Annotated in this window: 3 protein-coding genes; all 3 read right to left on the reverse strand. The window is 67.7% G+C overall.

Annotation, left to right across the window (positions count from 1 at the left end):
• Window positions 1-474: hypothetical protein (locus tag WC493_RS23315; protein WP_373069055.1), on the reverse strand; the 474-nt coding region annotated here is incomplete at its 3' end.
• A 45-nt stretch (window positions 475-519) separates the two neighbouring features.
• Window positions 520-2,031: a PP2C family protein-serine/threonine phosphatase gene (locus tag WC493_RS23320; protein WP_373069057.1), complete on the reverse strand. Its 1,512-nt coding sequence runs from the start codon at window positions 2,029-2,031 to the stop codon at window positions 520-522.
• 15 nt (window positions 2,032-2,046) lie between these two features.
• On the reverse strand, window positions 2,047-2,671 hold a 625-nt coding region (locus WC493_RS23325; RefSeq protein ID WP_373069059.1), incomplete at its 5' end, for a S8 family serine peptidase.

The following is a 2,671-nucleotide window of genomic DNA, read 5'->3' on the forward strand; positions in this document are numbered from 1 at the left end:
GGCGTCCTGGAGCACCTCGTCGACGGCATCGCGCGCCGCCGTCAGCGCGGCCGAGTCCGCGATCGCGAAGCACAGGAGCTCCGAGCCGGCCTGGGTCTCCCGCAGCAGCTCGGTCTCGTCGAGCATACGCAGTCTGCCGCAGGCGACCGCCGCGGCCAGGTTGTTGAGGATCTCGACGAGACTGCGACGGTGGTCGCCGTGATGGCGCCGCCAGCCGCTGGTGCTGATGCTGAGGATCTCGCAGCGATCGCCCTGAGGCACGAAACAGAGCTCGTCGGCGATGAAGTCATCGGACTGCGAGACCGCGTAGCACATGAACGTCTCGCCCGCGAGAGCTTGCGTCGCCTGAGCGACCAGCTCGTCGAGGGGGAGGCCGGCATCGATCTCGCCGATGACCGGGTGGACGGTGGACTCCCCGGCGACGTAGCGGAACACCTGCAGCGAGGCCGGTCGGGCGGCCGTCTCATCAGCCATTGCTCCCCCCTTCGGCGTTCCGTCCGGCACGACGAATCGTCGCCCTCAGGCGAGGCGCGCCAGAAGCAATGTAGCGTCGTCGCCAGGCGACGAGGCGGCGCGGAAGGCGGCAACGTCGCCCCACACCGACGCCAGTGTCTCATCAAGCGGGCGCCGATGACAGCGTTCGAGCGCACTCTCCAGCCTCTCCAGGCCGAAGAGCCGGCCTTCCGGATCGCGCGCCTCCGTGAGCCCGTCGGTGTACAAGGCGACAGTGTCGCCCGCTGAGAGCTCGATCTCGTCTTCAGGGAACTGCAGCCCGGTCCGGACTCCGAGCGCCGCGCCGCGCGAGGGAACTTGGCGTACGCCCCCCGTTCCGGCGATGAGGACGGGATTGTGTCCGCCGCCGGCGATGGCCAGGCTGCGACGCTGCGGATCGTAGACGGCCAGAGCCATCGTGAGGAAGTACGGCAGGCGCTGGCCCTCGAGGTCGCGCGCTAGTCCGTCGTTTACCTCGGCAAGGACCTCACCCGGCCCCTTGTCTGGGGCGATGGCGGTATGCAGCAGCGAACGCGCCATCGCCATGATGAGCGCGGCGGCAAGACCCTTGCCCATGACGTCTCCGCAGACGATCCCGATCCGGCCGTCGCCGAAGGGGATGTAATCGTAGTAGTCGCCGCCCATCTCGCCGAGGAACTCCATGCGCTGCGCGAGCCGCAGTCCCTGGAGATCGGGGGTGGCCGTGGGGAGAAGATCGGCCTGGATGCGGCGCGCCCGCTCGATCTCGGCGGCGACCTTGAGCTGCGCGCTGCGTAGCTCCTCGTGCAGTTCGGTCGACTTGGTCAGCTCTTCCTGGAAGGAGTCGCGCTCGGCATCGAAGCTCACGCGGTCCCGAGCCCGGCTCACGTACACCTCGTAGGAGTAGTAGATGAACACAACTGGGGGCACCGCTAGGACGAGGCCGGCCACGCCCAGGAGGCCGTAGAGCCAGACGGCGAGAAGGGCGAACGTCGCCCCGGCCAGGTAGCCGGGCAGCGCCCACTGGTAGTTCTTGCGCCACACTGCGACTGGGCCGTCGCCGGTGCTCAGCGCGATCACGCCGGCGACACCGACGGTGCTGACCAGGAAGTCGAGTGCGGTAGCCAGAAAGGCGGGGATGACCATCTCGACGAAGCCGGCGCCGGCCGGCACGAGCTCCACGTACACAAGCCCGGCGACGAAGGTCGACAGCACGCAGTTGGCGATGTCGAAGACGATCTTCTGTGGATCCTTGGTCACGCCGATATCGGCGGCGCCCGAAACGGCGGCGACCACCATGGCTGGCCACAAGCCGAGGATCGCAAGAGCGGCGAGGACGGGTACGAACGACATACCGACGTGGCCGACTCCCGGCAGGCGCACCTCGCGCACGTCGGCCACGGCGGCGAGGATGGCGAACACCAGCAGCGCCCATGACAGTGGCATGCCGTCGCGATAGGAAACCCAGGCGAAGCATAGGCTGGCCGCGACCGCGAAGCCCCCGACATAGAATGAGACGGCCGGGCGTTGCCGCCCGGCCGTCTCGCCTACGCTATGCACCGTTGTCCGCCGCGGTCACTGCCCCCGAAGCAGGGTCGCCCACTTGAACCTCGTCCAGTCGTACTGGGCCCACTTGAACTTCGCCCACTTGAACTTGGTCCACGAGACCTCCGCCCACTTGAACTTCGCCCACTTGAACTTCGCCCACTTGAACTTCGCCCACTTGAACTTGACCCATCCGTACTTCTCCCACGACCTCTTTTCCCATTTATTGTAGTCGCCGTTGGAGAAGAACTTCTTGCCGTTGCCGAGATAGGCGGAAAGGGCCCACCCGGTGGCGCCCGTGGTTGCGGTCAAGGCTTCGTCCACGTCGAGCGTGCCGGCGCCCTGCCGGTGCACTGAGGCGCCGGCGACGGGATCGGCGGTGCTCATGAGCCGCACCTTGACGTCGTCGGGCGTGAGGCTCGGGTCGGTACCGATCATGAGCGCTGCGGCGCCGGCCACGACCGGCGCGGACGCGCTCGTGCCCGACAGCCGCAGGTAGTTGGACTCCGTGCCGACCGGTGCTGTGGGCGCGAAGTCGGCAAGCGGGATGACGGTCTCCGCGAAGGCGACGTCGATGTACGAGCCTTGCGCGCGCAAGGAGATCAGGCGGTTGCCGGGTGCTACGAGGTCCGGCTTGGCGATCTCGTCGAACAGG

The organism is Zavarzinia sp. (assembly GCF_041650655.1).
GTDB lineage: Bacteria > Pseudomonadota > Alphaproteobacteria > Zavarziniales > Zavarziniaceae > Zavarzinia.